The organism is Nocardia implantans, from assembly GCF_035544775.1.
Taxonomy (GTDB): Bacteria; Actinomycetota; Actinomycetes; order Mycobacteriales; family Mycobacteriaceae; genus Nocardia; species Nocardia implantans.
On the sequence record NZ_JAYKYQ010000003.1, the window covers coordinates 392,238 to 418,218 of the forward strand.

At 68.6% G+C, this 25,981-nt stretch carries 28 protein-coding genes and 1 pseudogene; 12 read left to right on the plus strand and 17 right to left on the minus strand.

Annotated features, from left to right (window positions below; translation table 11 throughout):
• Window positions 1–2: 2 nt before the first annotated feature.
• Window positions 3–908, plus strand: coding sequence for an ectoine hydroxylase (gene thpD / locus U3653_RS09720; RefSeq protein WP_195079275.1), 906 nt, complete (start codon window positions 3–5; stop codon window positions 906–908).
• Between the two features lie 81 nt (window positions 909–989).
• Here the strand turns inward: thpD and U3653_RS09725 are convergent, their stop codons facing one another.
• The 3 genes from U3653_RS09725 to U3653_RS09735 form a co-directional block, all read right to left on the minus strand.
• Complete coding sequence (locus U3653_RS09725) at window positions 990–2,153, minus strand: lactate 2-monooxygenase (RefSeq protein WP_324722358.1); 1,164 nt, start codon at window positions 2,151–2,153, stop codon at window positions 990–992.
• A 66-nt stretch (window positions 2,154–2,219) separates the two neighbouring features.
• Window positions 2,220–3,032, minus strand: coding sequence for a 23S ribosomal RNA methyltransferase Erm (erm, locus tag U3653_RS09730; RefSeq protein WP_195079277.1), 813 nt, complete (start codon window positions 3,030–3,032; stop codon window positions 2,220–2,222).
• 289 nt (window positions 3,033–3,321) lie between these two features.
• Window positions 3,322–5,367, minus strand: a complete 2,046-nt coding sequence (locus U3653_RS09735) for a hypothetical protein (RefSeq protein WP_195079278.1) — start codon at window positions 5,365–5,367, stop codon at window positions 3,322–3,324.
• Between the two features lie 276 nt (window positions 5,368–5,643).
• Here U3653_RS09735 and U3653_RS09740 point away from each other — a divergent pair, with 276 nt between their 5' ends.
• Together U3653_RS09740 and U3653_RS09745 are read left to right on the plus strand one after the other, a co-directional pair.
• A complete protein-coding gene (locus U3653_RS09740; protein WP_195079279.1) occupies window positions 5,644–6,726 on the plus strand; it encodes an NAD(P)H-dependent amine dehydrogenase family protein in 1,083 nt (360 codons plus the stop codon).
• Window positions 6,723–7,214 carry a carboxymuconolactone decarboxylase family protein gene (locus U3653_RS09745; protein WP_195079280.1) on the plus strand — a complete coding sequence of 164 codons (492 nt, stop codon included), beginning with the start codon at window positions 6,723–6,725 and terminating at the stop codon, window positions 7,212–7,214. The genes U3653_RS09740 and U3653_RS09745 overlap by 4 nt, the downstream gene beginning before the upstream one ends.
• Window positions 7,215–7,230: 16 nt before the next feature.
• On the opposite strand, the gene U3653_RS09750 is transcribed toward U3653_RS09745, so the two are convergent.
• Together U3653_RS09750 and U3653_RS09755 are read right to left on the minus strand one after the other, a co-directional pair.
• Window positions 7,231–7,938, minus strand: a complete 708-nt coding sequence (locus U3653_RS09750) for a hypothetical protein (protein ID WP_195079281.1) — start codon at window positions 7,936–7,938, stop codon at window positions 7,231–7,233.
• A 78-nt stretch (window positions 7,939–8,016) separates the two neighbouring features.
• On the minus strand, window positions 8,017–9,579 hold the full coding sequence (locus U3653_RS09755) for an amino acid permease (RefSeq protein ID WP_195079282.1): 1,563 nt from the start codon (window positions 9,577–9,579) through the stop codon (window positions 8,017–8,019).
• A gap of 154 nt (window positions 9,580–9,733) precedes the next feature.
• Between U3653_RS09755 and U3653_RS09760 the strand changes: the two genes are divergently transcribed.
• A complete protein-coding gene (locus tag U3653_RS09760; protein ID WP_195079283.1) occupies window positions 9,734–11,104 on the plus strand; it encodes an FAD-dependent oxidoreductase in 1,371 nt (456 codons plus the stop codon).
• A 5-nt stretch (window positions 11,105–11,109) separates the two neighbouring features.
• Here the strand turns inward: U3653_RS09760 and U3653_RS09765 are convergent, their stop codons facing one another.
• The gene (locus tag U3653_RS09765) at window positions 11,110–11,499 is read right to left on the minus strand and encodes an ankyrin repeat domain-containing protein (RefSeq protein WP_195079284.1); all 390 of its coding nucleotides are present in this window, start codon (window positions 11,497–11,499) and stop codon (window positions 11,110–11,112) included.
• 27 nt (window positions 11,500–11,526) lie between these two features.
• A complete protein-coding gene (locus tag U3653_RS09770; RefSeq protein ID WP_195079285.1) occupies window positions 11,527–12,162 on the minus strand; it encodes a UdgX family uracil-DNA binding protein in 636 nt (211 codons plus the stop codon).
• A gap of 125 nt (window positions 12,163–12,287) precedes the next feature.
• Here U3653_RS09770 and U3653_RS09775 point away from each other — a divergent pair, with 125 nt between their 5' ends.
• A complete protein-coding gene (locus tag U3653_RS09775; protein ID WP_195079286.1) occupies window positions 12,288–13,595 on the plus strand; it encodes a glycosyltransferase 87 family protein in 1,308 nt (435 codons plus the stop codon).
• A gap of 31 nt (window positions 13,596–13,626) precedes the next feature.
• Here U3653_RS09775 and U3653_RS09780 read toward each other — a convergent pair whose 3' ends face one another.
• Together U3653_RS09780 and U3653_RS09785 are read right to left on the minus strand one after the other, a co-directional pair.
• On the minus strand, window positions 13,627–14,073 hold the full coding sequence (locus U3653_RS09780) for a nuclear transport factor 2 family protein (RefSeq protein ID WP_195079457.1): 447 nt from the start codon (window positions 14,071–14,073) through the stop codon (window positions 13,627–13,629).
• 75 nt (window positions 14,074–14,148) lie between these two features.
• Window positions 14,149–14,340 (minus strand): hypothetical protein, encoded by a 192-nt coding sequence (locus U3653_RS09785; RefSeq protein WP_323124059.1) that lies wholly within the window; start codon window positions 14,338–14,340, stop codon window positions 14,149–14,151.
• Window positions 14,341–14,453: 113 nt separating this feature from the next.
• Here U3653_RS09785 and U3653_RS09790 point away from each other — a divergent pair, with 113 nt between their 5' ends.
• Together U3653_RS09790 and U3653_RS09795 are read left to right on the plus strand one after the other, a co-directional pair.
• Window positions 14,454–15,647 carry a GNAT family N-acetyltransferase gene (locus U3653_RS09790; protein ID WP_323124058.1) on the plus strand — a complete coding sequence of 398 codons (1,194 nt, stop codon included), beginning with the start codon at window positions 14,454–14,456 and terminating at the stop codon, window positions 15,645–15,647.
• A gap of 59 nt (window positions 15,648–15,706) precedes the next feature.
• Window positions 15,707–16,471, plus strand: a complete 765-nt coding sequence (locus tag U3653_RS09795) for a trans-aconitate 2-methyltransferase (protein ID WP_195079287.1) — start codon at window positions 15,707–15,709, stop codon at window positions 16,469–16,471.
• Window positions 16,472–16,480: 9 nt separating this feature from the next.
• Here the strand turns inward: U3653_RS09795 and U3653_RS09800 are convergent, their stop codons facing one another.
• Complete coding sequence (locus U3653_RS09800; protein ID WP_323124057.1) at window positions 16,481–16,765, minus strand: ANTAR domain-containing protein; 285 nt, start codon at window positions 16,763–16,765, stop codon at window positions 16,481–16,483.
• 172 nt (window positions 16,766–16,937) lie between these two features.
• Here U3653_RS09800 and U3653_RS09805 point away from each other — a divergent pair, with 172 nt between their 5' ends.
• Window positions 16,938–17,219 (plus strand): hypothetical protein, encoded by a 282-nt coding sequence (locus U3653_RS09805; protein WP_195045607.1) that lies wholly within the window; start codon window positions 16,938–16,940, stop codon window positions 17,217–17,219.
• A 72-nt stretch (window positions 17,220–17,291) separates the two neighbouring features.
• Here the strand turns inward: U3653_RS09805 and U3653_RS09810 are convergent, their stop codons facing one another.
• The 4 genes from U3653_RS09810 to U3653_RS09825 form a co-directional block, all read right to left on the minus strand.
• A complete protein-coding gene (locus U3653_RS09810; protein ID WP_169810655.1) occupies window positions 17,292–17,492 on the minus strand; it encodes a hypothetical protein in 201 nt (66 codons plus the stop codon).
• 172 nt (window positions 17,493–17,664) lie between these two features.
• Window positions 17,665–18,090, minus strand: a complete 426-nt coding sequence (locus tag U3653_RS09815) for a MerR family transcriptional regulator (protein WP_195079288.1) — start codon at window positions 18,088–18,090, stop codon at window positions 17,665–17,667.
• A 10-nt stretch (window positions 18,091–18,100) separates the two neighbouring features.
• Entirely contained in the window at window positions 18,101–18,655 is a 555-nt protein-coding gene (locus tag U3653_RS09820) for a class I SAM-dependent methyltransferase (RefSeq protein WP_195079289.1), read from the minus strand.
• Between the two features lie 279 nt (window positions 18,656–18,934).
• A complete protein-coding gene (locus tag U3653_RS09825) occupies window positions 18,935–19,105 on the minus strand; it encodes a hypothetical protein (RefSeq protein ID WP_195079290.1) in 171 nt (56 codons plus the stop codon).
• A 481-nt stretch (window positions 19,106–19,586) separates the two neighbouring features.
• Here U3653_RS09825 and U3653_RS09830 point away from each other — a divergent pair, with 481 nt between their 5' ends.
• The gene (locus tag U3653_RS09830) at window positions 19,587–20,378 is read left to right on the plus strand and encodes a hypothetical protein (protein WP_195079291.1); all 792 of its coding nucleotides are present in this window, start codon (window positions 19,587–19,589) and stop codon (window positions 20,376–20,378) included.
• A gap of 135 nt (window positions 20,379–20,513) precedes the next feature.
• Window positions 20,514–21,155 (plus strand): annotated as a pseudogene (locus tag U3653_RS09835) (dienelactone hydrolase family protein); the annotation flags it as partial.
• On the opposite strand, the gene U3653_RS09840 reads toward U3653_RS09835, so the two are convergent.
• Both U3653_RS09840 and U3653_RS09845 read right to left on the minus strand, forming a co-directional pair.
• Window positions 21,136–22,257 (minus strand): CapA family protein, encoded by a 1,122-nt coding sequence (locus U3653_RS09840; RefSeq protein WP_357205580.1) that lies wholly within the window; start codon window positions 22,255–22,257, stop codon window positions 21,136–21,138. The pseudogene U3653_RS09835 and the gene U3653_RS09840 overlap by 20 nt on opposite strands.
• Window positions 22,258–22,375: 118 nt before the next feature.
• Window positions 22,376–22,906, minus strand: a complete 531-nt coding sequence (locus U3653_RS09845; protein ID WP_195079293.1) for a hypothetical protein — start codon at window positions 22,904–22,906, stop codon at window positions 22,376–22,378.
• Between the two features lie 630 nt (window positions 22,907–23,536).
• Between U3653_RS09845 and U3653_RS09850 the strand changes: the two genes are divergently transcribed.
• On the plus strand, window positions 23,537–24,313 hold the full coding sequence (locus U3653_RS09850) for an MHYT domain-containing protein (RefSeq protein WP_195079294.1): 777 nt from the start codon (window positions 23,537–23,539) through the stop codon (window positions 24,311–24,313).
• Window positions 24,314–24,457: 144 nt separating this feature from the next.
• The gene (locus tag U3653_RS09855; RefSeq protein ID WP_195079295.1) at window positions 24,458–25,426 is read left to right on the plus strand and encodes a TIGR03557 family F420-dependent LLM class oxidoreductase; all 969 of its coding nucleotides are present in this window, start codon (window positions 24,458–24,460) and stop codon (window positions 25,424–25,426) included.
• Window positions 25,427–25,447: 21 nt separating this feature from the next.
• Here U3653_RS09855 and U3653_RS09860 read toward each other — a convergent pair whose 3' ends face one another.
• Window positions 25,448–25,909: a MarR family winged helix-turn-helix transcriptional regulator gene (locus U3653_RS09860; protein WP_195079296.1), complete on the minus strand. Its 462-nt coding sequence runs from the start codon at window positions 25,907–25,909 to the stop codon at window positions 25,448–25,450.
• Window positions 25,910–25,981: the final 72 nt, after the last annotated feature.

Consider the following 25,981-nt stretch of genomic DNA (forward strand, 5'->3'; position numbering starts at 1 on the left):
CTATGGTTCTGCAGCACATCGAAACACCGCCCGAGACGGCTCGCTACGATCGCTACCCGACCCGTCTCGGCGCGCCCGCTCCGCACTTGGAACGGGCCGACCCCGCGGTGTGGGGGGAGATCGAGAGCCCCGAGTTGGCGTCGTTCGACGCCGACGGGTTCGCCATCCTGGATCAGCTGCTCACTCCCGCGGAAGTGGCCGAGTACAGCGAGGAGATCGGCAGGCTTGCGAACGATCCGGCACTGCGCGACGACGACCGTGTCATCGTGGAGAAGTCGTCGAACCGGGTGCGTTCGGTCTTCGAGGTGCACAAGCTGAGCGAGGCGGTCGCCGAACTGGTGCGTCAGCCGCGGGTGCTCGGGCTGGCCGAGCAGGTGCTGGGGTCGCCGGTGTACGTGCACCAGAGCCGGGTGAACTACATGCCCGGCTTCCGCGGCGCCGGTTTCTACTGGCACTCCGATTTCGAGACCTGGCATGCCGAGGACGGCATGCCGGCGCCGCGCGCGGTGAGCCTGTCGATCGCGCTGACCGACAACTATCCGATCAACGGCAGTCTCATGGTGATGCCGGGCTCGCACCACACCTTCGTGCCGTGCCTGGGCAGCACTCCGGCCGAGCACTACCGGGAGTCGTTGCAGGAACAGGAGATCGGCGTACCGACGACCGATGACATCACCGCCCTCGCGAACCGGTACGGGATCAGTCAGTTCACCGGCCGGGCCGGCTCGGCGCTGCTGTTCGACTCCAACCTGATGCACGGATCGTCGAACAACATCACGCCGTTCCCGCGCTCGAACATCTTCGTAGTGTTCAACAGCGTGCACAACACGCTGGTCGAGCCGTTCGCCGCGCCCGCGCCGCGACCGGAGTACATCGGCAGCCGCGACTTCACGCCGCTGTCGGCCTGATCCGCCGACCGCCTCGCTCGTGCGGCCCGCTCCCTTCCGTGGGGCGGGTCGCACGAGGCGTTTTCGCGGGTTCTCCGTTGCTCAGTCCAGCCGCCGGATCGCTTCCGGGCCGAGGTCGGCGATCGTCGGGTAGCCGTCCACCGCCATCAGCAGATCGGCTTCGGCGAGCAGCGAACGCACCACGTGCACGAGGCCGTCGACACCGCCGAGGGTCAGGCCGTAGGGGTAGGGGCGGCCGATGCCGACGGCCGTGGCGCCGAGCGCAAGCGCTTTGACGATGTCGGCGCCGGTGCGGACGCCGGAGTCGAACAGCACCGGCAGGCCGTCGGCGGCCGCCGCCACCTCCGGCAGATGCTCGATCGCCGGGATGCCGCCGTTGGCCTGTCTGCCGCCGTGATTGGAGCAGTAGATGCCGTCGACGCCCGCGTCCTTGGCGCGCCGCGCGTCGTCGGGATGGCAGATGCCCTTGAGGACCAGCGGCAGATCGGTCAGCGACCGGAGCCACGCCAGGTCGTCCCAGGTCAACGGATTGCCGAAGAGCGAGATCCAGGTCAGGATGGCGGTTTTGGGATCCTGTTCGGGCGGGCTCGGCAGCAGGGCTCGGAAGACCGGATCGCTGAAATAGTTGGCCAGGCAGTGGCCGCGCAGCTGGGGGAAGTTGGACACGGACAGATCACGCGGACGCCAGCCCGGCACCCAGGTGTCCAAGGTGACCACGATGGCCTTGAATCCCGCCGCCTCCGCCCGCTGCACCAAGCTCTGCGCGAGATCCCGATCGGTGGGGGTGTAGAGCTGGAACATCCCGGGGGTGTCGCCGAACTCCGCCGCCACCTGCTCCAGCGGGTCGACGGTGAGGGTGGAGGCGATCATCGGCACGCCCGTGCGCGCCGCGGCCTTGGCGGTGGCGATGTCGCCGTGCCCGTCCTGGGCGCACAGTCCGATCACACCGACCGGAGCCAGGAAGATCGGCGTCGGCAGCGTCATGCCGAACAACTCGATCGAAAGGTCGCGTGTCTTGCTCGCGCGCAGCATGCGGGGGATCAGGCCCAGTTTCTCGAAGGCCGTCACATTGGCACGCTGGGTGAGTTCGTCGCCCGCTCCGCCCGCGACATACGACCAGATGCCCGGTGGCAGCGCCGCCTGTGCCTTGGCTTCCAGGTCGGCGTACGTCATGGGGAAATCGGGCAGCACGCCCCCGAGCCCTTGGAAGTAGATCTCGTTCTGGTAGTCGCCGAAGTTGGTCACGCTGCTCCTGTCCTCGTCTCGATGCATGAATGTATCCGATACGTTCGTGTAGCGGGTTGGTTCTCCTCAGGCGGGCAGCGCGCGGAACAGGGCGACCCAGCGATCCGGGGCGACCAGCCCGACCGGCTGGTCGAGCGATATCCCGGCCGCCCCGCAGGCGCTGCGCACCGCACGCGCGGAAAACTCCCGCCGCAACGACGCGGCCACGCTGCCTCCGACCCCCGAGAATCCCAGCTCGACCAGCCTGCGGTAAGCGCCGAGCTGCTCGCGTGGCAGCAGCGGCGAAGGCCGGGTGCGCAATCGCAGGATGGCGGCATCGACGCCGGGAACCGGGTGGAAGCTGCACCTGCCGACGCGCGCCCCGAGTTCGATCGCGGTCGTGGGCCAATAGGTCACGGTGAGCTTGGTCCACCGGCCGTAGTGGCCGGAGTGCTTGCGGGCGAATTCGAGCTGGGTGAGCAGAGTCGCGGAGGTGAGCCCGTCGGCGGCCAGGCACCAGCGCACGATGTCGGTCGTGACGGCGAACGGCACGTTGGCCACGACCGCGAACGGCTCCCGCGGCGGGCGCACAGTGCGGAAATCGCGGTGGTACAACCGGATTCGCGGCTCGTCCGCGTATCGGCGGCGCAGTAGCGCCACGTAGCGGCGATCCTTCTCGTAGGCGCGGACCCGGCTGCCCGCGCCCAGTAATTGCCTGGTCAGCATGCCGTCACCGGGTCCGGCTTCGAGGACGAGGTCACCGGCGGCGACGCCGGAGGCGCGCACGATCAGCCGGGCGGCGCGCGCGTCGGTGAGGAAGTTCTGCGACAGCCGCTTTCGCGTGGTCGCCGGGTGGCTCTCGCCGCCGTGGGCGCGCGAAAGGGAGCGATGGCGGGACATGGGTGTCCTCCGAACGGAGTAGTGGTCGAATCGGAAAGGTCGATTCGCCCGGACCCATGCCAGGGCACGAGGAATCCCGCGACCGCTATCGGTCGCAGGCATGCATCGCGCTCGAAGGGATCAGGAGATGATCGGAGCGCTACGGTGCGCCGGCAGAGCCCGAGCCCCCGTACGCAGCCGGATGTAATACGCGCCGACCGCGTACGCTCCGCTCATCCCGGGACTACCGCACATGTCCGGCACCGTATGACGTCCGCGCGGTTGCCCGCCACTTGTTTTCGGATCGGGGTCAGCGCGCCGCCGACTGACCCACCACGTCCTGGTCTCGCTGCTCGGCGGCGTAGACCCGCCACGACTTGGCCTCCGCGTGCTTGCCGAGTTGGTCGAGCAGATCGGCGAGTTCGGCGATGGCGCGCGGCTCCCGGCGGTCGGCGGCGGTGCGCCACCAGGATTCGGCCCCGACGGGATCGCCGCGCCGTAGCCGTACCATGCCGAGTTCGTACGCGGCGCCGGCGTGCCCGGCATCGGAGGCCTGCGTCCACAGCCCGCACGCCTGGTCTTCCTCGCCGCGGCGGTACATCGCGACACCGAGGTCGTAGAGCGCCCCGCGATAGCCCGGGTCGCCCGATTGCCCGGACTCACCGGTAGGCGTGGGCGCGTCGGCCGGGGCGGCGGGGCGTTCGGCGGATTGCGCAATTCCTTCCGGCGCCGACGCGGTATCGAGGGCTCCGGTACTCGGCGCACTCGCCGCGGGGCTGCCGGTGGTGACCGCCGTGTCCACCTCAGGGACGGGTTCTCGAGCCGCGGGTGGCGCCGGCGATACTTGTGCACCGGCGGATAGGTTCGATGCACTCGCCGTGTGATTCGGCTCCGAATCCGACGGCGAAGTCTGCGCCGGGGGCGGGGTGTGCGTGCCCGCGAGGTCGAAGGCGCGATACGGCTCCGCCGCGGCGCGCGAATTCGCGACCTGCGCGCCCGACGCGGAGCGCGGACCGTCCGCCGCCGGGGGAATCGCGGCGGGGCCCGGAACAGTTCGAGTAGCTTGCGGACCTACCGGCACGGACCCGGATCGAGGAAGCGGAGGTTCCGCCTGAGGCCGGGTGTGCGTGCCGATGGCATCGAGCGCGCGGTACGGGTCCGCGGTCAAGGGGTTCGCGACGATCGGGCTGGATGCGGTGCCCGGGCCGTTCACCGGGAGGGGAGCACTCGATGCGGGGTGCGTAGTGCCGAGCAGCCGGCCGGTACTGGAGCGTGCCGGGTCCTCGGGTGGATACGTGTGCGCGACCGGCGGTCCGAAGGTTCCGTACGAGTCCGCCGCGGGCCGTTCGGGCGCCGTCCTGGGGCGCGGATCGAGATGCTGGGCGGAGATCTCGGCCCGCGGCTGCGATCCGGGCGACGGGAAACCGCCATTCGCTTCGGGTGCGATGTCACCGGCGCGGGAATCGTGCCCGCTGTGCGCGGCGCTGGCCACGAATTCCTCGGCGGGCGAACTCGGCGCCGGGTGCGCGCCGTCCCGGGTTCGGGTGCCGGGAGCAGGATGCGGAGTTTCCGGAGTGGAGCGTGCGGCGCGGGACGACTGCAAATTCACGAAGAGACTACCGGCGCGGCGCGGCGGGGCGTGCTGCGTCGTTTTGCCCTGACCGCCACCGACGGCCGCGGACGGATCCGCGGCGGGCCGTTCGGCACGAGCCCTGGGTAGGCGAGCGGCGTCGATACGCGGAACCGGCATGGTCGGCAGGGTGGGCGGGCCCGCCGACGAGACCGGATGCGCAGTGGGCGGGTTCGTGCCGATCGGCGCGGCGGTCGCGGGCGGCTGCGGTGCGACGGGCGTGGGAGCGGTGGACAATTCCACGACCAGGTTTGCGAAGTTGGGCGGCCCCTCGCCGATGCTGCACCACAACACGACGTGACCGTTGGGCCGGTGTTCGACGACGATCCCGTAGTTGCCTGCCCACGACTTCTGCGTGCCGAATTCGTCCACCCAGACCGGTGTCAGGGTCACCAGGGTCACCGGCGCGGTGGGCGTGACGTCGAAGCTGACGCCCGCGGCGAGCGCGTCGCTCCACGCGTCGACTCCGGCGAGCGAGCGTCCGTGCAGGTCCAGATAGCCGTCGACGACCGAGAGTCCCATGCCGAGCCCGCGCAGTCCGGCGGGCGGTGCGGCGGAGATCATCGTCAAGGTGACGGTGGTGGGCGCGGGGCCGACCTGCTCGGTGTACATCGGGTAGACCATGCTGCCGTGCCAGCGGATCGGATCCGCGCTCTGATAACGCGCGGCCAGCGGCAGCTCTTCGGGCGTATTCCGGGCAGCCCACGACGAATACCGCTCGTTCACTGTCGCGCGCCTGCCTTTCCACCCGATCCCGACCGCCGCCCCCGCGCCGGGCGGCGGGGTATACCGTACTCGCCGCCAACCGGAACCGCGCCGCAATCCCGAGGCGGTAGGTAATGCCCCGAGCCCCAACGCTACCGGGGAGTTCGCGCTATTTCCCAATGGTGCGCAGTGGGGCGTGGACCGTCCGCACGGAATCGAGCGGCGCGTGCCGGCGGGGCACGGGACCGCTTTTCCGGAACGCCGATCAGCCGACCAAGCGCTTGCTACGCTCGATCGATGATCTCCACGGTGGTCTGGGGAACCGGCAACGTCGGCCGGGCGGCCATCCGGGCCGTCGACGCTCACCCCGCGCTGCGATTGACCGGGGTGCTGGTGCGCGATCCCGCGAAGATCGGGCGCGACGCGGGCGAACTCGCCGGACTCGGGCGGGAACTCGGCGTCGCCGCCGACAGCGACATCGACGGCGTTCTCGGCGCGCGCCCCGGCGCGGTGGTCTACGCGGCGTCCGGCGACATCCGGCCCGACGAGGCGCTCGCCGATATCGTGCGCGCGCTGCGCGCGGGCGCGGTGGTCGTCACGCCCGCTCTCTACGCCCTCTACGATCCGCGCAACGCACCGCCGCAGGTGCGCGACCCGGTGCTGGCAGCGATCGCCGAGGGCGGCGGATCGCTGTTCGTCTCCGGCATCGATCCCGGTTGGGGCAACGACGTGCTGCCACTGCTGATCAGCGGGCTCGGCAGCACGGTAGAGGCGATCCGCTGCCAGGAGATCTTCGACTACTCCACCTACGACCAGCCCGATTCGGTGCGCTACCTGGTCGGCATGGGCCAGCCGATGGACTACCAGCCGCCGATGCTCGCGCCGTCGGTGCCGACCATGGTGTGGGGCGGGCAGATTCGGCTGATGGCACGGGCGCTCGGCGTCGAACTCGACGAGATCCGCGAGACGCTGGACCGGCGCGCCCTGGACACCACCGTGACCACGACCTCCATGGGGCAGTTCGCTGCCGGCACCCAGGGCGCCGTGCGGTTCGAGGTGCAGGGCATCGTCGCGGGGCAGCCGAGGCTGATCGTCGAGCACGTCACCCGCATCCATCCGTCCTGCGCGCCGGACTGGCCCGCACCCGCCGACGGCGGCGCGGGGGCACACCGGGTGATCATCGAGGGCCACCCGCGCATCGAAGTCACCGTCGAGGCGACCGACGACGACGGCAATCGCTCCGCGGGCGGAAACGCCACGGCCGTCGGCCGCCTGGTCGGCGCCATCGACTGGCTGGTGGCGGCGGAACCGGGACTCTACGACGCACTGGATGTCCCACTGCGTCCCGCGGTCGGCAAACTCGGAAGGAAACATCCATGATCATCGACGTCCCCGAGGGCAAGGATCCGATCGGCTACGTCTGGGGCGAGATGGTGCCCGGCATCGGCGTCGCCGCCTCGAATTTCTCACTGGCGGTGTACTCGCACAGCACGCTGGGCCTGCGCGAGTTCGAGGCGGCCCGGCTGCGGATCGCGCAGATCAACGGTTGCCTGTTCTGCATGGACTGGCGCACCGAACGCGACGGGAGCAAGGTCGAGCCCGAATTCGCCGACGCCGTCGCGAACTGGCGCACCACCGACGCCTTCGACGAACGCACCAGGCTCGCCGCCGAATACGCCGAGCGATACGCCACCGATCACCACCACCTCGACGAAGAGTTCTGGGGCCGGATGCTGGCCCGCTACAGCCAGGCCGAAGTGGTCGAACTGAGCATGAGCATCGGATCGTGGCTGGCGTTCGGCCGGCTCAACCATGTGCTCGGCCTGGACGCGGTCTGCGTGCTGCCGGGTCATTCCGGCGACCGGTGAGCCGACGCCGAAGGCGCTAAGCCGGATCCCTCGACACCCACGCCGGCTGCCCGTCGACCAGGCCGAGTTCGAACTCCTCCGGAGCGTCGAGCACCGCGCCGAGCTGGCGAAGCGCTCGATCGGCGGAGATCTCCGCGGGAAAACGGATGTACTCCAGGGTGGCTCCGGAGATCCGGGCGCGGAATCCGTACCGGAATTCCACCTGCCCCGCATAGGTCAGCGCGATGCGACCCCGCCAGTCGATGTCGTGCCTGCCGTCGGGGCGCCGGGTGAACGACACTTCCTGGTCGGCGACCGAGTCGTGCCCGAGCAGATAGATGTTGAACGCCAGGCCTTCGATGTCGTCGGCGCGCGCGAGGGGGAGCGGGTCGACCGTGAGGCACTGCGGCTGTGCGGATTTCAGGAGAAAGGGCCGGCCGGGCGCCGCGGCGCGCAACCCGGTGGCGTCGTCCTCGCCCCAGTACGTGGACGAAAGCGTGCAGCTGTGATAGTTCTGCCAGACGATCGGCGACAACCAGTCCTCGCCGTCCTCCTCGCCGTGGTCGGGGTCGCGTTCGGCGTTGTACGCGGCGGAGCGCAGGTGCAGATCGAACCACAGGCTGCCGGCCTGGTCCATGCGGCCGGTCCACGCGAACTCCTCGATCGCGTGCCCTTCCGGCCACGGATTTCCCGGGAACACAATTCTCCCGGCGGGCGAAAAACGCACCAGGTCGGTCCTTTCCATGCCGACACACCCTAGCGACCGCGACCGACAATCTCGACACGCCAGAACAGGGAGGCCGCGACCGGCCGGGATCGCGCCTCAGGCGTTGGCCTGCGCCTGTTCCTCCGGCCGGTCTGCGGGCGGCTCGTCCACCGTCCGTTTCGGCCCGGTGAACCAGGTCCGGGCCGACGCCAGCCACCAGATGCCGATCGCGCCCACTACGCCGACCAGTGCGATCGGTGCGTAATTCACGGTGTTCCAAGTGAACTCGCTGTGCCACGGATAGCCGCGGGCATCGGTGGGCAGGATGAACAGAAAGCTGATCAGCGCGATCCAGCCCAAGGCGACCACACCCACCGGGCGATACCACGCGCCCAATCGCCATGGGCCGGTGCGGAATCGGCTCCCGTGCCGCTGCCGCAGCAGGATCGGAATGCCGTAGGCGATGTAGAGCCCGATGGTGGCGATCGAGGTCGCCGCGGCGTAGGCGGTCGGCGCGTTCGCCGCGGGCACCAGCATCGACGGAATCAGCAGCAGGAACGCGAAGAACGAGATGAACAGCACCGCGTGCACCGGGACCTTGCGCGTGGAAAGCCGCGCCAAGAACCTGGAACCCGGCACCGCGCCGTCACGCGCGAACGCGAACAGCATCCGCGACGCCGAGGTGACCGAGGCGTATCCGCAGAACAATTGCGCCACCGCCGCGATGATCAGCAGCAGACCCGACCAGAAGCCGCTCAGCGAGTTCTCCAGGATGTAGATGACGGGATAGCCGCTGTTCTGCGCGGGATCCAGCGCGGCGTCCAGATCCGGGATGGCGAAGGTCACCGCCATGATGAGCAGATATCCGGCGATCGCCGACACGACGATCGTGGTGATGATGCCTTTGGCCGCCATCCGCGACGCGTCGTGCGTTTCCTCCGACATGTGCGCGGAGGCGTCGTAGCCGGTGAACGTGTACTGCGCGTGCAGCAGGCCGAGCAGGAAGCTGAACGCCACCCCGCCGAATCCGATGGCGCTGTTGTCGACCGTCTCGGTGAAGACGAATCGGGCGCTTTGATGGTGCTGCGCTCCGAAACCGAGGACGACCACGAAGATCGCCACGCCGCCCACGTGCCACCACGCGGACACGTTGTTGATCACCGCCGACAGGTGCGGGCCGATGACGTTCAAAACGGCGTGCAAGACGAGGATGGCGGCGAACACCAGGAAGATCGCGGTGCGGTCGGTGCCGATGTCGATTCCGACGACGTTCAGCACCACGGTGGTGAAGATGGCTGCGCCGTAATCGATCGCCGCGGTGACGGCGATCTGCCCGATCAGGTTGAACCATCCGGTGAACCAGCCCCATACCGGCCCGCCCAGTTCGGCGGCCCACCAGTACAGCCCGCCCGAGGTGGGATAGGCGGAGGCCAGTTCCGCCATGGCCAGCCCGACGAACAGCACCATGACCGAGACCAGCGGCCAGCCCCAGGCCATGGTGATCGGGCCGCCGTTGGCCAGACCGATGCCGTAACTGGCCAATCCGCCGGTCAGGATGGACACGATCGTGAAGCTGATGGCGAAATTCGAGAAACCCGACCAGGACCTGGCCAGTTCTTGTTTGTAGCCCAGTTCGGCGAGCCGGCGTTCGTCGTCGGAAGGGGGTCGGGTCTCGGTCATGTCGCGCTCCCGGGTGAAAACGCGGCCCTCATAACCACGTTTGCCAGAAGATCAGTGTGAAGTACCGATCGGTCACCCGCAGCCCAACCAGCAAATTCGCGCGGGTGCCCGGCCCACGTGCCCGCCCCGGGCCTGCCGAACGTAGCGTTTAGCCATGAGCGAGCGACTGGTGGTCATCGGCGGTGACGCGACCGGAATGTCGGCGGCCTCGCAGGCGCGCCGGATGAAGGACGCGAGCGCGCTGGAAATCGTGGTCTTCGAGCGCGGCGGGTTCACCTCCTACTCGGCCTGCGGCATTCCGTACTGGGTCGGCGGCCATGTCGCCGACCGGGACGCACTGATCGCCCGCACACCGGAAGAACATCGGTCCCGAGAGATCGACCTGCGGCTGCACACCGAAGTGACCGAGATAGATGTCGAACAGGCGCGCGTGCGCTACCGCGACCGCGACACCGGCGATTCGGCATGGATGTCCTACGACCAGCTCGTCATCGCCACCGGAGCCCGCCCGATCCGGCCCGCGCTGCCCGGCATCGACGCGAACGGTGTGCACGGCGTGCAGACCCTCGACGACGGGCAGGCGCTGCTGGACACGTTGGAGCGGACCCGCGGCAAGCGGGCTGTCGTGGTCGGGGCCGGCTACATCGGGGTGGAGATGGCAGAGGCCCTCATCCGGCGCGGCTACGACGTCACGATGGTCAACCGCGGCACCGAACCCATGTCGACGCTCGATACCGACATGGGAGCCCTGGTGCGCGACGCGATGTGCGGAATGGGCATCAAAGTGGTCGGCGGTGCGGAGGTGTCGCAGTTCCGGACCGACGACGGCCGGGTGGCCGCGGTCGTCACCGACACCGCCGAATACCCGGCGGATGTGGTGGTGCTCGGCATCGGCGTGCGCCCGGAGACCGGACTGGCCCGCGCCGCCGGTCTGCCGCTGGGGGAGTACGGCGGGCTGCGGACCGATCCCGCCATGCGGGTGCGCGGGCACGAGAACATCTGGGCGGGCGGAGATTGCGTCGAGGTGCTGGACCTGGTGTCCGGCCGGGAACGTCATATCCCGCTCGGCACCCATGCCAACAAGCACGGTCAGATCATCGGCGCGAACATCGGCGGGGGATACGCGCTGTTTCCCGGCGTCGTCGGCACCGCGGTCAGCAAGGTCTGCGCGCTCGAGGTCGCCCGCACCGGCCTGCGCGAGAAGGACGCGCACGCGGCGGGCCTGCAATACGTGACCGTCACGGTCGAATCCACCAGCCGCGCCGGCTACTACCCGGACGCGGCGCCGATGACCGTGAAGATGCTCGCCGAGCGGTTCACCGGACGCTTGCTCGGCACCCAGATCGTGGGACGCGAAGGCGCGGGCAAGCGCGTCGACATCGCCGCGGTCGCGCTGACCGCCCGGATGACCGTCGAGCAGATGACGATGCTCGACCTCGGATACGCGCCGCCGTTCTCCCCGGTGTGGGACCCGGTTCTGGTGGCGGCGCGCAAGGCCGTCACCGCGGTGCGCGAGCGCGGGTAGCCCGCTCAGCCGAAGAGTTCCAGCAACTCGGTCCGGCCGAACATGACCGCGGCGTCGCGGGCGCTCGGGGTGCCCGCGTCGGGGTCGGCACCCGCGGCGGCGAGTTGCCGGACGATCTCGGTCTCGCCCTTGAACACCGCTCCGGCCAGCGGGGTCTGGCCTTTGTCGTTGGGGCGGTCCGGATCGGCCGACCGTTGCAGCAGCGCCGCCACGGCATCGGCGTGTCCGTGGTAGGCGGCGAGCATGAGCAGGGTGTCGCCCGCGTCGTTGGTGAGGTCGACCGGCACGCCCGCGTCCACGTACGCGGCCAACCGCGCGGTGTCGCCGCGCCGGGCGAAATCGAACACCTTGGCGGCCAGTTCGAGCAGTTCGGGGTCGATCTCGTCGGTGCTCATCCGCTCACTCCTTCCCCGGCCGCGCGGTCAGCGCGCCGCCGCGGGCTTTCCCAGTTGTTCGCGCACGATGCGCAGATCGGCGGCGAACGCGTCGTAGGCGGCGGTGCGGTCGGGCGCGCGCAGCACCGAGGACGGGTGCACAGTGGCGATCGCACGGAAATCCGCCGTCTCGACCACTTCGCCGCGACGCGTGCTGACCTTGAACGTGGGGCCGAGCACCGCCTGCGCGGCGATCGCGCCGAGACACACCACCAACCGCGGACGCAGCAGGGCGAGTTCGGCGTCGAGCCACGCCGAGCAGGCGACCACTTCGGTGCGGCCGGGTTGCTTGTGGATGCGCCGCTTGCCGCGCTCCACGAACTTGAAGTGTTTCACCGCGTTGGTGAGGTAGACCGCGTCGCGGTCGATGCCGACCTGCGCCAGCGCCCGATCGAGCAGCCGGCCCGCCGGACCGACGAACGGCAGGCCTGCCACGTCCTCCTGATCGCCGGGCTGCTCGCCGATCAGCACCACCTCCGCGTCCCGCGGTCCCGCGCCGAACACCGTCTGGGTGGCGTGCCGGTAGAGATCGCACCCGCGGCAGCCGCAGGCCGCCTGCCGCAGCCGCGTCAGGTCCGCGTCCTCGGGGACGTACATCGCGGCGCCGGGCGCCTTCGTCGCCATGACCGACCTCCTCTGCCGCCGTGTGCTGGTGGCGGCTTACCCGTTTCCGCGACCCTCACGCGACAGCCGCGAATCTGCCTCCCATGTGGTGAACGACCGGACCGGGGTCGGTATAGTCGCCGCGGATGAGTAGTGTCACCGCCACCGCCGGAACGCCGATGTCCCAGAACCGTCGACTCGCGCGCGTACTGCGCCCGGCGCCGGTCCTGGCGCTCGCGTTCTCCGCGTTCTGTCTGCTGACACCGGTCTGGCCGTTCCACAAGATCACCGGCGGGTTCATCGACCTGCAGGTGTATCGCCTCGGCGTGGATGCCATGCGGCACGGCGCCGACATGTACGGGCAATTGCCGCAGACCACCATCGGGGCGGGCCTGCCGTTCATCTACCCGCCCTTCGCCGCGCTCGCGCTCGGTCCGTTCGCGATGCTGCCGTGGGACGTGGCCGCGTTCAGCTTCTTCGTCTCGTCGGTGGCCGCGCTGGCCCTGACGCTGTATCTGGTGGCGCGGCGGGTGTGGCCGCAGGAGTCGCAGCGGGGGCTGGCGGTCTGGGCCACCGCGTGCGCGACTCCGCTGGGGCTGCTGTTGGAGCCGATCCACTCCACCCTGGACTTCGGACAGGTCAACCTGCTGCTGATGGCCCTGGTCGCCGCCGATTGCCTCACCCACAAGCCGCGCTGGCCCCGGGGCATGCTGATCGGCGTCGCCGCCGCGATCAAGCTGACGCCCGCGGCGTTCGTGCTCTACTTCCTGGTCCGGCGCGACTACCGCGCGGCCGCGACCGCCGCGATCACCGGTGCGGCCGCGACGGCGCTGGGCTTCGCGATCCTGCCGAAGGAATCGGTCAAGTACTGGTTCGGGGGGCTGGGCAATGTGTCCGGTCTGAGCGGTTCGGCATTCCATACCAATCAGTCGATTCAAGCGGTGTTCGCTCGCTTCCAAGTGCCAGAGCCCGCGTTCACCATCATCTGGCTGGTCCTCGGCGCGTTGCTGCTCGCGCTGGTCGTCACCGCCATGCGCCGCGCCGCCGACCTGCCCGCGCTCGCGCTGGCCATCAACGCCGTCTTCACCTTGCTGGTCTCGCCGATCTCCTGGTCGCACCACTGGGTGTGGATCGCGCCCGCGTTGTTCGCCGTGGCCGGTTACGCCTCCCGCCTGACCGTCAGGCGGGCGATCGGGTGGTGGGTGACCTTCGTGGTGACCGCGGCGGTGTTCGTCATCGGCCCGCACAATTGGCTGCCCGACGGCGAGCACCGGGAGACCGCGTGGACGCCGTGGCAGCATTTCATCGGCAACACCTATGTCTGGTTCAGCGTGGTGCTTGTCGTGCTGTTCCTGGTCACCAGCAGGCGCAACGTCGCGGGCGACGACGACCTCTCGCCCGGCGATCAGGCCCGCGCATCCGAGGCGGCGTCCTCGGCCCTGTCGGCGCGCTGAGGCGCGGGCGCATCGAGCGGCTCCGGTCGCGTCAGCCCATGCCGGGCGCGGACGGCGCGACGAAGAGGAAGCTCTTCTCCTCGACGCGCTCCTTGATCCGCCACCGACCGTCCACGCGGACGAATGTGTCCAGGTACCAGAGGCCGCACAGCATCATCGTCGGTGGTCCGTCGCCGCCGGAAACGAGCATCGGGTTGTGGCACATCGTCCGCCCGGTCGCGGTGTCGCCGTCGACTCGGATGGACGAGTTGCTGATCAGATGTTGGAAGGCCGGGAAGTTCGGCAGGACGGAGGCCAGGAATCGCTTCGTCGCCGCCAGATCGCCCACCGAGCCGCCCATGGCCGAGTAGTCGATGTGCGCATCGGGGGTGAAGACCTCGTCCAGCAGGTCCCACTGCCGAGTGTCGACCGCGTGCGAATATCGCACCATCAGGTCTTCGATCTCGAGTCGATCCGAAATCTCCTGCAACGACAGCATGCCTGCCTCCGATTTGACGTCGATGTCCCGGGTAGATGCCACCAGGATTCGGCGTGCGAGGCAAGGTCGGTGTCGTCAGGCCTTGCGCGGCAGGATGTTCAGCACGAGTGTGAGTCCCGCCACGATGCTCAGGCAGGCCAGGAGGGTGGCGAGCGCCGATTGGGTGAGCGTGGCGATGCCGATCGAAAAGGCCAGGCACGTGGTCAAAGCGAGCGCGCCGGTTCCCGGATCCACACCGGCGATGCGGGTTGGTCGGTAATCCGTCATAGCTATGAGATACCCACGGCGCTCCGTTACGAAACCGTGATTGACGGATCGAATCTCCGCCCAAGGCGTGCGCGCAGGTCAGCGCCCTTCAACGGCTCGGGCAAGATCGAGTCGTGACCGTCGCAGTGCACACCCTCCGGACCGAGGACGATATCCGTTCCGCCAATGCCCTTTTCCGCACGGCCATGGTCGGCTTGCCGCCGATGACCCCCACTGCGGAGCTGTCGGAGCCCGGCCGCACGCTGGGCGCTTTCATCGATGGCGAACTGATCGGCACCGCGGAGTCGTATACCAGCTGGCTGGTCGTTCCCGGCGGCGCGCGCCTGCCGCACGCTGCGGTCACCCACGTCGGAGTCCTGCCGACGCACACCCGCCGCGGAGCGCTCACCGCGTTGCTGCACCGTCAACTCGCCGACATCGCGGAGCGGGGCGAAGCGGTCGCCACGTTGCGTGCCTCGGAGGGCGGGATCTACGAGCGGTTCGGCTATGGCATCGCCAGTTCGTTCGCGCGGGTGGAGTTGCAGCGCCACCGGGCCCGGCTGCGTGACACGGTGCCGCCCTGCGGTCCGGTGCGTTTCGTCGACGGCGCCGCCGCGTGGAAACTGCTCCCACAGATCTACGCGACGGCCGACGTCGCATGGACCGGCGCGGTCGAACGCCCCGAATACTGGTGGCGATTGCAGGAATTGCTGAGCACGGAACCGAGCTACTGCCTGGTCCACGGCCCAGCGGGCGCTGAAGACGGGTTCGTCCGTTACCAGCCGGTCGATCCGAAGAGCTGGCTGTCCCGGCCGGAAAGACAAGTGGTGGTCAACGATTTCGTCGCGACGACGCCCACGGCGTATCGCGGCCTGATCCGCAGGCTGTTGTCGATCGACCTGGTCGATACCTTCGTGTTCCCGTTCGTCGCCCTGGACAGCCCGCTGCGGCATCTGCTCACCGACGAACGCGCGCTGCGCGTGGTTTCGACCAGGGACGAGACCTGGTTGCGCCTGGTGGATGTCGGGCAAGCGCTGGCGGGCCGCACGTTTCGCGACGCCGCCGCGGTGGTGGTGGAGGTCGTGGACCCGATTCTGCCGTCGAACTCGGGCCGATATCGCATCGCGGGCGAGGGCGTGCGACGAGTCCGGGAAAGCGCGGACCTCACCGCGGGGATCGCGGATCTCGCGGCGGTCTATCTGGGCGCAACCACGTGGCGCGAGCTGGCTTTCGCCGGCCGTGTCGACGAGCATCGCCCCGGGGCGGTCGCGGACGCGGACGCGCTGTTCGCCACCGAGTCGTTGCCGTTCTCGGGCACCTTCTTCTGAGCGGACGCCAGGCGTACAGTACGTGCGTACGGTTTGGGTAGCGAGTCTCGGAGTGGCCTATGTGGGATCCCCAGCAGTACCTCGCCTTCGACGATCACCGGTCGCGCCCGTTCTTCGACCTGCTGAGCCGGGTCACCGCGGCCGAACCCGGGGTGGTGGTGGACCTGGGCTGCGGTCCAGGGCATCTCACCGAGGTTCTGGCGCGGCGCTGGCCGGGCGCGCGCGTGCAAGCGCTGGACTCGTCGCCGGAGATGGTCGCGGCCGCGCGAGATCGCGGCCTCGATGCGACGCTCGGGTCGGTGCAGGACTGGCGGCCGAGCGCGCAGACCGATGTCGTGATCTGCAATGCCGTCCTCCACTGGGTGCCCGAGCATGCGGATCTGCTGTCGCGGTGGATGCGGCAGCTGCGGGCGGGAGCGTTCCTGGCCCTTCAGGTGCCCGGGAATTTCGACGCGGCATCACACCGGGCGATCCGTCAGGTGGCCGCCCGCGACGAGTGGCGCGACAGCCTCGCCCGAGCGGGCATCCTCGAGCCGAGGGCCGTACTCGATCCCGCCGGATACGCCGATCTGCTCGCCGCGGCGGGCGGGGCGGTCGACGCATGGGAGACGACGTACCTGCACCGTTTGACGGGTGACGATCCGGTGCTCGAATGGGTCACCGGCACGGCATTGCGGCCGGTGCGCGGTGCCCTCGACGACGCACAGTGGCGGGAATTCACGGCACAACTCGCCCCCCTGTTGCGCGGCGCCTACCCGCGGCGCGCCGACGGAACCACCTGGCTGCCCTTCCGGCGCGTCTTCGCCGTCGCCCGCAAGCGGTAGCCGCAGCGCTCATCGGTCTTGTTCGTGCGCCGTCGACAGCAGCCGGTCGACTCGGCTGCGCAGTTCGCTGGTCACCGCGGGCACGCCGACCGACGGTAGCTCGGCGGCGACGTTGGCGGCCAGAACACGCAGTTTGGTGTTGGTCTCCTGAGATCGCACGCGCAGAATGGCGAACGCTTCGTCGGCGTCGAGACCGTAGACCAGCATGACCGCGCCTTTGGCTTGTTCGATCACCGCCCGCGCGGCCACCGGGTCGAGGTCACCGCCCGCCGTCCAGTCACCGTTGCAGCTCACATGCACGCACTACCCGTCCGTGGACATCTGACACGGTTGCGCACACGAACGATGGCGTCGCGGCGATTTCGCCCAGGCTAGGGGTTGACGCGAGCGATCGGGATCGCGATACTTCGAACGTCATAGCGATTGCGTATAACTTGTCCTGCGGATACGCGACGGAGACAGATCAATGACGATCCATACGGCAGTCGAAGCATTTCTCCTGGCTCAGGTGGACGACCCGGTCCCCGAGGCCCCCCCGAACTCGGAAAAAATCCTCCAGCTGTTCCGGTATTTCACGTGGTTCGTAATTCTCTCCGGCGTCACCGGAATCGCCTACGCCGGTGGGAAATTCGCCTGGGAGAAATGGAACGGCGGTCCACTGGCGTCGGCGAAGATGGTCGCGGGCGGCATGCTCGGCGGCGTCATCGCCACCAGCGCCGGGACGATCATGAACGCATTGATCGGCTGAATCGGGCGGACGGCGCGGCGGAGTGCGGAACGGCACCCCACCCGCCGGTGCGCCCGAAGCCGGCCGCCGTGGTCAGTCGGTGACCTCCAATTCGACCAATTGACCCGGCGTGAAGGATTTTTCGCGCCGGTTGGTTTCCACACCGAAGACCGCGACCACGAGGTCGCCGCCCGGCTGGACCACTCCTGCTTGGGTGAGAGTGCCGTACCCGACGACGGATTCGCCGACATGATCGGCGAGTTCCACCGCGGGTATCCGAATCGTCCTGCTCACGGGGCACCTCTATCGAGTCGAAGTGTCAATGGCTGCTGTGTCCGAGTTCGCAGGACTCGATCCTAATGCCGGAAAAGCGGTGCAGCACCCCCTGTCGCCGCCGATGCACCGCGCGGCCACCGTGTGGCGGCGAATTGCGCCGTCAGGGCGGAATTCGATGCGCCATAACGATTTACCCTCGTCGGCTTGACCGGTTCGTGACCAGTGTCAGCGCGTCGGCGACCTTGGCCTGGAAATGCGGGCACTGCCTGAAGTCCGCGGCGGCGCAGTCGAGCGCGTGGGAGATGGTCTCCAGCGCCGCGGTGGCCTGGGCGATCCGGCGGACGAGCTGGTCGCGGTGTGCGCGCAGCAGATCGCGGCGAGCGGAGCGGTCGGACGCCTCGGCGAAGAGCGCGGCGAGTTCCTCCAGTGACAAACCCACCTGCTTGCCGATCAGAATCATCGCCACGGTTTCCGCATCGTCGTCCCCATAGCGGCGACGGCCTGCCCCGTCCCGCCGCGGCGCGAGCAATCCGGCGTCCTCCCAGTGCCGCAGCACATGGGTGGCCAGACCGAACCGCGCTGCGAACTCGCCGATCGGCATGTCGTCGCCAGCCATGCTCCGCACTCTAGGCGGTACGGGCGGTGAGGCGTGTGTACAGCCCGACCGGATGACGCGGCGGACGCACCGGTTCGCGACGTACGGTCGCCGCATCGAACGAACGGCGCAACGCGCTGAGCGCGGCCGCCGACCGAAGGAACCGGAAGTCGTAGATCGCCACGGCGCCGCCCGGGCGCAATACTCGTGCCAGTTCGGCTGTCGCGCGGCCGACATCCGGCCATTCGTGCATGCTCAGGCTGGAGACGACCAAGTCGAAGCTGTCGTCGGGGTAAGGGAGCGCGGCGACGTCCCCGACCGAGAGTTCGACCGTGCCACCGGACAGCTTCGCCTCGGCGAGGTCGATCATGTGTGGTGAGAGGTCGATGCCGTGCAGGTGCAGATCCGGTCGCCGAGAAACCAACCGCGCCAGCAATTCTCCTGGCCCGGTGCCGACATCGAGCACCCACGCCCCCGTTGGCGCGTCCGCGTCGATGTCCGCGGCGATCCGGCGGTACAGGCCTTTGAGCAGCCGGGAAGCCCGCTGATCGTAGCCTCGGCTCTGCTTTGCTCCGAACGTTGTCATGGTCACCTCTCCTCGTGATGCGCTCAGCTTGCGAGTTGAGGTCGACCTGAAGTCAAGAGCTGCTACACGCACTCCCGACACCGGCCCGGCGAGGATCGCACAGTGCCGCCGCAACGGTCGATCCACGTGCGGCGGCAACTACGGTGCTCTGCCTCCCTTACGTCGGTTTGCGCGAGACCCGGCGGAATGCTTCGCCCGCCGCCGGTCGGCGGAATTGGAAAAGACTTCCCACCGGAATGCGACCCGCCGGAACGCGGCTCGGCCGCACACCAGGTGTTCTCAGATGCACCAGACGGCGCTGAAGAGCGGAATGCAGAACACTACCGAGCCCCACACCGGTGTCGCGGTGTTCGTCGGCGTCGTTTCGGCGGTTGCCGCGGGTGCCGCGAGGACGCCCAAGGAGGCGGCCATCGAGGTCGCGGCGACGAATTTCTTGATTCTGGTGGACATTGCGCATCCTTCGACTCGAATGAAACCTAACTCTGACTCACGGATTTCATGCTTCACCCATAGTCCGGTGAGCACCAGGCAAGGAAACGTCAAGTTCCCCCGCCTTACGTAACAGGAACATCACCGGTGGTGTTGTTTTCGGGGCAGCGGCAGCCGATTCGGCCGGATAACGTACCGGCAGATTTCTTTCTGCCCTATAACTGCCCGTATTGCGTGCTTCGATATGTGGCCCGGTCACCTTTGCCTATCGGAGACCTGCCGGTCGTCGATCTTGTCGTGCGGCGATCTACTAGCCTCCGATACTGTTGCCCCGGCGGCGCTGTGCGATTGGTTCGGTGCGGCGTGGCGTCACTCGGTAACGCGATCGTTACCGGAGGTCGTCTGTTCTGGTGGCGCCCGCGCCGGATCTGTATTCGGAGCCTTCCCACCGGCGGTGAGTCGGCGCCGAATTCGGACAGTGACGCGACCCTAAACTGAGGCAATGGTGCAGCCAACGCCCTGGCAGTCGGACGAAACGCGAGACGACCGCTCCGCCCAGCAGAACCGGGCGGCCCGTGGCGCCGTGGTGCCGGCGAAGGCGATTCTGGCCGCATTGCGCGGATACTGGGGCTATGTGTGGGCCGCGGTCGGCGGCCTGGTGACGCTCGTGCTGCTGTTCCAGCCGTGGCTCACCGCCGCGGGCGCCGATGGCAAGGTCAGTACCAACGCGTTCGGCCGGATGGAGATCACCACGCGGTTCCTCAACGTCTGGTCGCGCTCGGCGCCGCCCGGCGCCAAGATCACCGGTTTCTGGGCACTGCTGGCCTGTGCGGCGATCATCATCGCGATCTTCGCGGTGGTGGTGAATCTGCGCCTCCGGCTGGAGGCGCTCAATCGGCTGGCGACGCTGGCCACGGTGGTCGCCGCGCTGTTCGTGGTGTGCACCGTGCTCTACATCAACAGCAAGGGCGCCGAGCTGAAGGCGATGGTCGGACGCAGGAACGATCTCGGTGGACAGATCGGATCGTTGATGAACTGGGCGTTCGGCAACGGCAGGCTCGTCGTGCCAGGAATCGGGCAGGTCGCCTACACCTCGGCGACGCTCACGCCGTGGGCGCTGCTCGCGGGCGCGACATCGCTCGGCTCCGCGGTCGCGGCCGTCACCCAGTGGGTCCGCAACCGATCGGGCAACCTGTTCCGGCTTCCGTTGCGGGTCCAGGTCGTGAGGTCGGAGCGGCCGGCCGAAGCCGCGGACACGGAGCGGCCGCCGGCGTCGCCCGGCGGGCCCGATTAGCTTCGCCCGAACCGCTCTGCCGCCACCGCGCCCATGCGCGGACGAAGGCCCTTCCCCTCTTGCGCACGACCGGCCCGATCGGGTACGCCGGAGTGCAGGAGGTGTTCGATGCCGTTCGCACACCGGTCCTCGACGCGGACAGAAGAGGTCATCGTGCCGTCGGAGTACACCCGGCTGGCCGGGATCCTGGCTGTCCCGCCGGAGCGCACCGCGCTGATCGCCTTCGCGCATGGCAGCGGCAGCGGCAGGCGCAGTCCGCGAAACCGGTTCGTCGCCGAGGCCCTCAATCGCGCCGGATTCGCGACGATGCTGGTGGACCTGCTGACCGCCGAGGAGGAAGGCGACCGCGCCCGCGTGTTCGACATCCCGTTGCTCGCTCATCGGCTGGTCGAGGTGACCCGCTGGCTGCGGACGCGCCTGGAACTCGGTGGCCTGCCGACCGGATATTTCGGTGCGAGCACCGGCGCGGGCGCGGCGCTGTGGGCGGCGACCGAACCCGGCGCCGAGATCGCGGCGGTCGTATCCCGCGGCGGTCGTCCGGACCTGGCCGGTGCGAGGTTGGGCGCGGTACGCGCGCCTACCCTGCTCATCGTGGGTGGCAACGACAGACGGGTGCTGGAGATGAATCGGGAGGCCCAGCTACGGATGCCGTGCCCGAGCGAACTGGACATCGTTCCCGGCGCGACACACCTGTTCGAGGAACCCGGTGCGCTCGAGCAAGTCGCCGACTCGGCGGTGCAGTGGTTCCAGCGCCACCTCACTGTCGTGCGGCACTGAATATCCGTGGCATATCGTCGGTTCCGGGCATTACACGAGTGCCGAAACCGCGGCTGATGTCCTCGAGTTTCGCGCACAGCCAGCGGGATTCGGCGCGCGGGGCCCATTCCAGGCGCATGTGCCGCACCTGCAGTGGAATCAGCCGGATCTCCGCCGGACAACGATCGACCGATACGAGATACAGCGGATGCAGATCGGTGTGGTACCGCTCGTGGCCGCGAATGCCTTCGTAGTCGTCGATGACGTCGCCGCACCCGTAGAGGACCGGTTTGCCGCGGTAGATCTCGACCGGACGCGCATGATGCGCGGAGTGCCCGTGCACCAAGTCGACTCCGGCGTCGATCAACCGGTGTGCGAACTGTCTTTCGGTTCCCGTGACCTCGTAGCCCCAGTTCGGGCCCCAATGCACCGAAACGATGCCGATGTCGTCGCCGCGCTTGTGCGCCGCCACCTCGGCGGCGACGTCGTCGGCTGCCGCGGCGCCGGGGGAGTAGCCCACTCGCCACACTCCCGGCCGGTCGCGTCGAGCCGACCAGGATTCCGGGACACCACTGGATCCGGCGGCGACCGAGACGATCACCACGCGGCGGCCGTCGGCGAGTTCCACCGTGGCGGGGGCACGCGCGCCCGCCAGGTCGGCCCCCGCGCCGGCGCGGCCGATATGGGCGGCGTCGAGCGCTTCGAGGGTGTCGGCCAACCCGGGAATCCCGAAATCGAGCACATGATTGTTGGCCAGCGCGCAGACCACCGGGGCGATGGCGGTCAACGCGGGCACGTTGTCCGGGTGCATCCGGTAATGAATGCCCTTCGCGGGGGCGAACGCGCCGTCGGCGGTGATCGACGTCTCCAGGTTGAGCAACCGCACCTCGGGGTCGAGCCGGGCGAGCAGCGGCAGTACATCGCCCCACAATTGCCGGTATCCGACCGGGTGCGGGAACGCGCCGTGCGCGCGCTCGGCCAGTTCGACGTAGGTTCGCGCGTCGTCGACGTACCGTTCGCGCAGCCTCGGGTCACCGGGATGCGGCAAGATCTGGTCCACACCCCGCCCCAGCATGACGTCGCCGCCGAGCAGCACCGTCGTCATGATCCCATTGTCGATCATCGTGGTCTCGATGGGAACGCGGTGCGTGGGTCCCGTGGGCGCCGGTGATACTCGCCGACGTCCTGGAACGGCACGGCCGGCTCGCCGAGCGCGAGCGGATGCCGCGCGGTGGCCAGAGTCACCTGCTGGACATCGAGAGCAGCTGTTGCGGGTCGTCGGCGTAGACCGTGGCGATGACGTTCGCGCGGGCGGCGAGATCACGGGCCAGATCACGGATCTCCTCCGACGCGTCCGGATCGGCGTCGATCCCGGTCAGCAGATCGCGGGTATGGATCGCCGTTGCCTGCGCGCAGCGGCGCAGCCGAGCTTTCGCGACGGTGTCGAGTGCGGCCGGGCTGAGATAGCGCTGAATGTGCTCACCCCGGTCGGTGATCCGGTTGACGACCGATTCGGTCGCCGCGTCGGTGAGCCAGCGTTCCGCGTCGGCCGTGATCTCGAAGACGAGATCGTGGTCTCGGATATCGGTGGGATTGGCGGACGTGGTCAGCAGGGCCATGCTCGCCCGCCCGATCGCGAGGAAGCCGCTCATGGCGTGGGCGAGCTGGACACGCGGGTTTGCTGTCGGCAACCCGTTGAGGCGTTGCCCGACGACGGTGACCCAGCAGGCGAGGTGTTCGGCTCCGGTATCGATCGACGTCACTGTCGGCATAGCGCGACCATACGCCGTTACCCGGGTGAGACATATCAAGAAACGCTGAAAGTTCGCCAGATGTCGCGATTTCGGTGGGGATCGACGTCGGCCGCTACCGGGATTCCCTTGTCGCGCTGCGGTAGGAGGGCCGGGACCGGTGCCTCGATCATCCCGTTCGTGCCACCCGTGAAAGGGTGATCACTGGTGAATCGGAGGCCCGGCGGGGCTGTGCCGCAGAAGGTCCGCTCGGCGCGGTTGTCCCTTCGCCGGCGTTAACTGCGATTGTGCCGGAAGCTGTTCGCCGAAACGGCGCTGCTGCCGTGCGGGCCATCGCATCCGCACGTGCATCCGGCGCTCGACCGCGTCGCGGAGCTCTTCCGCGGGTCGCGCGCGAGAGGTGTGGACCGCACGCTGTCGCCCTGTGGAAGCCAGCGGCTAGCTGGCGGTCGCGCAGGCACTCGGAGAGAAGGATGGCGGATCGAAGGGCTGCCGCTTCGTCAGCCACCAGCGCACTTCCCGCTATCCGAAACTCGTCCTATGTTTTTAAAGAGGATAGTAGTACTCTAAACTATCTACCTGCAGTTCCACTATGTGGGATTCGGGCCTCGTGTCCGTGATGTCCGAATCTATCCAGCGAGGGAGTGTCGCGTGCTGGAAATCGATCACTTCAGCCAGGGATGGCTAACGCCCATCATCGCCTATGTCATGTCGTTCACCGGATCATTGCTAGGACTCCGCTGCGTGGCCAGATCGCGCACTGGCTCCGCGCGCGACGGCTGGCTGATCGCCGCGGCGGTCGCGATCGGCGGCACCGGCATCTGGGTGATGCACTTCATCGCCATGCTCGGCTTCGCCATCGAGGGGGCGACGATCCGGTACGACGTTCCGCTCACCCTGATCAGCGCGCTGATCGCCATCACGGTCGTCTGGATCGGACTGCGCATCGCCCACCAGCGAGCGCTGGGAGCGGTGGGACTGCTGGCCGGCGGCGGCATTACCGGTCTCGGCGTCGGGGCGATGCACTACGCGGGCATGTACGCCATGAAATCCGACGCGACGATCGGCTACGACGGACGGATCGTCGCGTTGTCCATGGTGATCGCCGTAGTCGCTGCCACCGCCGCGTTGTGGTTCACGCTGCACACCCGCAGCACGCTCGTCACCGTCGGCGCGGCCCTGGTCATGGGTGTCGCGGTGTCCGGCATGCACTACACGGGCATGTTCGCGATGCATGTGCACGAGGCCGAGCACATGCACGCACCTTCGGGGGCGGGCGCGACGCAGTTGCTCACCCCGCTGATCGTGAGCATCAGCCTGGTGACGGTGCTGCTACTGCTGCATCTGGGTGTCACGGAAGTCGACGACGAGAACACCTATGTGCCGCAGGGCAGGCACGCGGCAAGTTACTGGCCGACCCGGGACTGAGCCGACGGCGCGACGCCGTGTCGCCGATCGGGGGCGGACCGGAGCCGGGCGCGGGGAAGTTTTCGCCGCCGCGTGCCGGGTACGCGCGCCGAGAGCCGGTTCGTGCGGTGACCGGCCGCTCCCAGTCGAAACCAGGAGGTGGCGATGCGCATCGGGTACAAACTGGCGGCCGAGGCATTCGGTCCGAACGAGCTCGTCCGGCAAGCGATTCGAGCGGAAGAGGCTGGCTTCGATTTCGTCGAGATCAGCGATCACTTCCATCCCTGGCTGGACAATCAGGGGCATTCGCCGTTCGCCTGGACCGTGCTCGGAACCATCGCGGCGAAGACCGAACGGATCGGCCTCGCGACCGGCGTGACCTGCCCCATTCTGCGATACCACCCCGCGATCATCGCGCAGGCGGCGGCCACCCTGGCGATCCTGTCGGACAACCGGTTCACCCTCGGCGTCGGCTCGGGTGAACGTCTCAACGAGCATGTCGTCGGCCGGGAATTCCCCTCCGTGCGCATCCGGCATCGCATGCTGCGCGAGGCCATCGAGATCATCCGCTTGCTGTGGAGCGGCGGCTATCAGTCCTATGACGGGGAGTTCCTTTCCCTCTCCGAGGCCCGCGTCTTCGATCTGCCCGAGACACTTCCGCCGATCGCCGTCGCCGGCGGCGGGCCGGATGCCGCCCGCGTCGCCGCCGAACTCGGCGACGGCCTGTTCGCCACCGAGCCGAAGTCGGAAATCGTCGAGTGCTACCGCGCGGCGGGCGGCGCGGGCCCCCGGTACGCGGAAGTCGGCATGGCTTGGGCGCCCGACGAGGAGACGGCCGCGAAGGCCGCGCTCGATACCAGCCGCTGGGCGGTGACCGGATGGAAGGTGATGAGCGAGTTGCCGAATCCGGTCAATTTCGCCGCGGCGACCACCACCGTCCGGCTCGATGACATCCTCGACAACTTCGCCTGTGGCCCGGACCCCGCCCGCTACCTCGACGCCGCCAAGCAGTACACCGATGCAGGCTTCGACCATCTCGTGATGCAGAACGCGGGCCCCGACCCCGACGGCTTCCTCGACTTCTATCGCCGGGAACTCGACAAGCCGCTGCGCGCCCTGACGCCGAGCGCCTGAACTCCGCGCCGCCATGGACCTTCAGCTCGCGCCCGACAGGAGCTTGTCGAGCAGCCGGACCAGCTGTTGGCGCTCCTCCGGCTCGAGGACCGCGAAGGTTCGGCTCAGGTAGTCGGGAACCGCCTTTTCGGCTCTCGCCAGCGCCTGCTGTCCGGCCTCGGTGATCGTCACCGCGTAGGCCCGCCGGTCGGCGGGATCTCTTTCCCGCCGAACGTAGCCTGCTGCCTCGAGGTCGTCGGCGATGCCGACCATCACGCTGCGGTCGATGCGCAGTGTCTCGCTGAGCACGCGCTGCGATCGCGGGCCGACATCGGCCAGCATCTTCAGCACCAGATGCTGGCCGACGCCGAGACCCTGCTGCTGCGCGTGCGTCTCGGCCGCGCGGGCGACAGCGGTGGACACGCGGCACAGGGCGATGTCCGGGCGCTCCGTAGCGAGCCTGCGCAGGTACTCGCCCTGTGCGTGATCGGTCCTGCTCGGCATGGACGCAGCTTAGCAAATCGTCTGTCGGCAGATCGTTTGACGCCAGATCGAATGAACCGTACTGTCACAGAT

Bases quoted from the DNA above. Each gene is read 5' to 3' on its own strand.
- U3653_RS09795 (WP_195079287.1), top strand. From the start codon at position 15,707: ATGTGGGATCCCCAGCAGTACCTCGCCTTCGACGATCACCGGTCGCGC.
- U3653_RS09750 (WP_195079281.1), bottom strand. From the start codon at position 7,938: ATGGAAAGGACCGACCTGGTGCGTTTTTCGCCCGCCGGGAGAATTGTG.
- thpD (WP_195079275.1), top strand. From the start codon at position 3: ATGGTTCTGCAGCACATCGAAACACCGCCCGAGACGGCTCGCTACGAT.
- U3653_RS09780 (WP_195079457.1), bottom strand. From the start codon at position 14,073: ATGCTGTCGTTGCAGGAGATTTCGGATCGACTCGAGATCGAAGACCTG.
- U3653_RS09820 (WP_195079289.1), bottom strand. From the start codon at position 18,655: ATGACAACGTTCGGAGCAAAGCAGAGCCGAGGCTACGATCAGCGGGCT.
- U3653_RS09740 (WP_195079279.1), top strand. From the start codon at position 5,644: ATGATCTCCACGGTGGTCTGGGGAACCGGCAACGTCGGCCGGGCGGCC.
- U3653_RS09845 (WP_195079293.1), bottom strand. From the start codon at position 22,906: ATGCCGACAGTGACGTCGATCGATACCGGAGCCGAACACCTCGCCTGC.
- U3653_RS09840 (WP_357205580.1), bottom strand. From the start codon at position 22,257: ATGATCGACAATGGGATCATGACGACGGTGCTGCTCGGCGGCGACGTC.
- U3653_RS09770 (WP_195079285.1), bottom strand. From the start codon at position 12,162: ATGGCGACGAAGGCGCCCGGCGCCGCGATGTACGTCCCCGAGGACGCG.
- U3653_RS09855 (WP_195079295.1), top strand. From the start codon at position 24,458: ATGCGCATCGGGTACAAACTGGCGGCCGAGGCATTCGGTCCGAACGAG.
- U3653_RS09860 (WP_195079296.1), bottom strand. From the start codon at position 25,909: ATGCCGAGCAGGACCGATCACGCACAGGGCGAGTACCTGCGCAGGCTC.
- U3653_RS09755 (WP_195079282.1), bottom strand. From the start codon at position 9,579: ATGACCGAGACCCGACCCCCTTCCGACGACGAACGCCGGCTCGCCGAA.
- U3653_RS09785 (WP_323124059.1), bottom strand. From the start codon at position 14,340: ATGACGGATTACCGACCAACCCGCATCGCCGGTGTGGATCCGGGAACC.
- U3653_RS09765 (WP_195079284.1), bottom strand. From the start codon at position 11,499: ATGAGCACCGACGAGATCGACCCCGAACTGCTCGAACTGGCCGCCAAG.
- U3653_RS09805 (WP_195045607.1), top strand. From the start codon at position 16,938: ATGACGATCCATACGGCAGTCGAAGCATTTCTCCTGGCTCAGGTGGAC.
- U3653_RS09815 (WP_195079288.1), bottom strand. From the start codon at position 18,090: ATGGCTGGCGACGACATGCCGATCGGCGAGTTCGCAGCGCGGTTCGGT.
- erm (WP_195079277.1), bottom strand. From the start codon at position 3,032: ATGTCCCGCCATCGCTCCCTTTCGCGCGCCCACGGCGGCGAGAGCCAC.
- U3653_RS09775 (WP_195079286.1), top strand. From the start codon at position 12,288: ATGAGTAGTGTCACCGCCACCGCCGGAACGCCGATGTCCCAGAACCGT.
- U3653_RS09830 (WP_195079291.1), top strand. From the start codon at position 19,587: ATGGTGCAGCCAACGCCCTGGCAGTCGGACGAAACGCGAGACGACCGC.
- U3653_RS09745 (WP_195079280.1), top strand. From the start codon at position 6,723: ATGATCATCGACGTCCCCGAGGGCAAGGATCCGATCGGCTACGTCTGG.
- U3653_RS09760 (WP_195079283.1), top strand. From the start codon at position 9,734: ATGAGCGAGCGACTGGTGGTCATCGGCGGTGACGCGACCGGAATGTCG.
- U3653_RS09825 (WP_195079290.1), bottom strand. From the start codon at position 19,105: ATGTCCACCAGAATCAAGAAATTCGTCGCCGCGACCTCGATGGCCGCC.